The sequence below is a fragment of the Nocardioides sp. genome, from assembly GCF_034670285.1.
GTDB lineage: Bacteria > Actinomycetota > Actinomycetes > Propionibacteriales > Nocardioidaceae > Nocardioides.
Map to the genome: position 1 here is coordinate 1 of NZ_JAXMNS010000500.1, position 2,377 is coordinate 2,377.

General features: G+C 69.7%; 2 protein-coding genes. One reads left to right on the forward strand and one right to left on the reverse strand.

The window, feature by feature from the left end; genetic code table 11:
- Positions 1-788, reverse strand: a 788-nt coding sequence (gene lepB / locus VOI19_RS18245; protein WP_323794365.1) for a signal peptidase I, incomplete at its 3' end; no start/stop codon positions are given.
- Between the two features lie 81 nt (positions 789-869).
- Between lepB and VOI19_RS18250 the strand changes: the two genes are divergently transcribed.
- Positions 870-2,377, forward strand: a 1,508-nt coding sequence (locus VOI19_RS18250) for an AMP-binding protein (RefSeq protein ID WP_323794366.1), incomplete at its 3' end; no start/stop codon positions are given.

Below are 2,377 nucleotides of genomic sequence, written 5' to 3' on the forward strand. Positions count from 1 at the left end.
ACGGTCTCGAAGACGTCGGGGCGACCGATGAACTCGGCGTGGCTCGGCGGCCACACCAGCGTGAAGACCTTCCCGACGACGAGGTCGACCGGCACGAACGCTCGGTCCTCGTCGCACTTGGGCTGGTTGACCCCGCAGAGCCGGTCGGAGGAGTCGGCCGAGGCGTTGCGGTTGTCGCCCATCACGAAGAGGCGGTCCTCCGGCACGGTGACCGCCCAGTCCTCACGGCACCCCGACGGCATCGGCCCGTCGCACTTCTGCTGAGGCCGGATGAAGTCGTCCTCCTCGATGGCCACGCCGTTGATCTCCAGCTTGCCGTCGGCGTCGCAGCAGGTGATGGTGTCGCCCGCGGTGCCGATGACGCGCTTCACCAGGTGTCCGCCGGTCGGGTAGAGACCGATCTTGGCCAGCCCCTTCGCCAGCACGGTCTGCGGGCCCGGCTCCGGGCCGTTCAGCCAGCCGCCCGGGTCCTCGAACACGACGACGTCCCCGCGCGAGGGCCCGTCGCCGAACCAGTACGACGGCTTCTGCACGAGGATCCGGTCGTTCTCGACCAGGCCGGGCTCCATCGAGGCCGAGGGGATGTAGAACGCCTGCACCAGCAGGGTCTTGATGAGCAGCGCCATGCCGAGCGCGACCACCAGCAGGACCACGGTCTCGAGCCACAACGGGGTGCGGCGCTTGGCCTGGGTGGTGGCCGTCGACGAGTCGTCCGCCGTGCCGTCCGATCGGGGGTCGGAGCCCTGCGCGTCGCCCATGGAAGGACCGGCGTCGTTGTCTTCTGGCACGCAGGCGAATGTACGCGACCCGGCCCTGCAGCTCGCTGGGGCTCCGCGACACGGGCCGTGTCAGGGGGTTACGTTCGGTGCATGCAGTCCTACTCCCGGGGTGAGACCGACCAACCGCTGCTCGTCGAGACGATCGGGGCGAACTTCTCGCGCACGGTCGCCGCGCACCCGGACCGTGAGGCGCTGGTCGAGGTCGCGAGCGGGCGCCGGTGGACCTGGGCCGAGCTCGAGCGCGACGTCGACGCCGTCGCCCGCGGACTCGTCGCCGGCGGCCTCGCCGTGGGAGACCGGGTCGGCATGTGGGCGCCCAACTGCGCGGAGTGGACGATCGTCCAGCTCGCCACGGCCAAGGCCGGGATCGTGCTGGTCAACGTCAACCCCGCCTACCGCACCCACGAGCTCGCCTACGCGGTCAACCAGAGCGGACTGCGCGTGCTGCTCGCGACGAGCAGCTTCAAGACCAGCGACTACCGGGCGATGATCACCGAGGTGCGCGCCGACTGCCCCGACCTCGAGCGCGCGGTGTACGTCGACACCGGCGACTGGGCGGCCCTGCTCGACGCAGGGGCCGGCGTCGACCCGGCCGTGCTGGCCGAGCGCGGAGCCGCGCTCACGCCGTACGACCCGATCAACATCCAGTACACCTCGGGCACGACGGGCTACCCCAAGGGCGCGACCCTGAGCCACGTCAACATCCTCAACAACGGCTACTTCACGACCGAGACGATCGAGCTCACCGCCGACGACCGGATGTGCATCCCGGTGCCGTTCTACCACTGCTTCGGGATGGTGATGGGCAACCTCGGGTGCACCACCCACGGGGCCACGATGGTGATCCCCGCGCCCGGGTTCGACCCGGCCGTGACCCTGCAGACCATCCAGGACGAGCGCTGCACGGTCGTCTACGGCGTCCCGACGATGTTCATCGCGATGCAGAGCGCGCCCGGGTTCGCCGACTACGACCTGACCAGCCTGCGCAGCGGCATCATGGCCGGCTCGATCTGTCCGGTCGAGGTGATGCGGCGGTGCGTCGACGACATGCACATGGCCGGCGCCTCGATCGCCTACGGCATGACCGAGACCTCACCGGTCTCCTGCCAGACGCGCGCCGACGACGACCTCGAACGACGTACGGCGACCATCGGTCGCGTCCACCCGCACGTGGAGATCAAGGTCGTCGACCCGGTCAGCGGGGAGACCGTCGAGCGAGGCGAGACCGGTGAGTTCTGCACGCGCGGCTACTCGGTGATGCTCGGCTACTGGCGCGACGGGGAGAAGACCACCGAGGCGATCGACGCCGAGGGCTGGATGCACACCGGCGACCTCGCGGTGATGCGCGAGGACGGCTACTGCGTGATCGTCGGGCGGATCAAGGACATGGTCATCCGTGGCGGCGAGAACGTCTACCCGCGCGAGATCGAGGAGTTCCTCTACACCCACCCCGACGTCGAGGACGTCCAGGTGGTCGGCGTCCCGGACCAGAAGTACGGCGAGGAGCTGTGCGCGTGGATCAAGGTGCGGACCGGCAGCAACCCGCTCGATGCCGACGCCGTGCGCGCCTTCGCCACCGGCAAGCTCGCCCACAGATC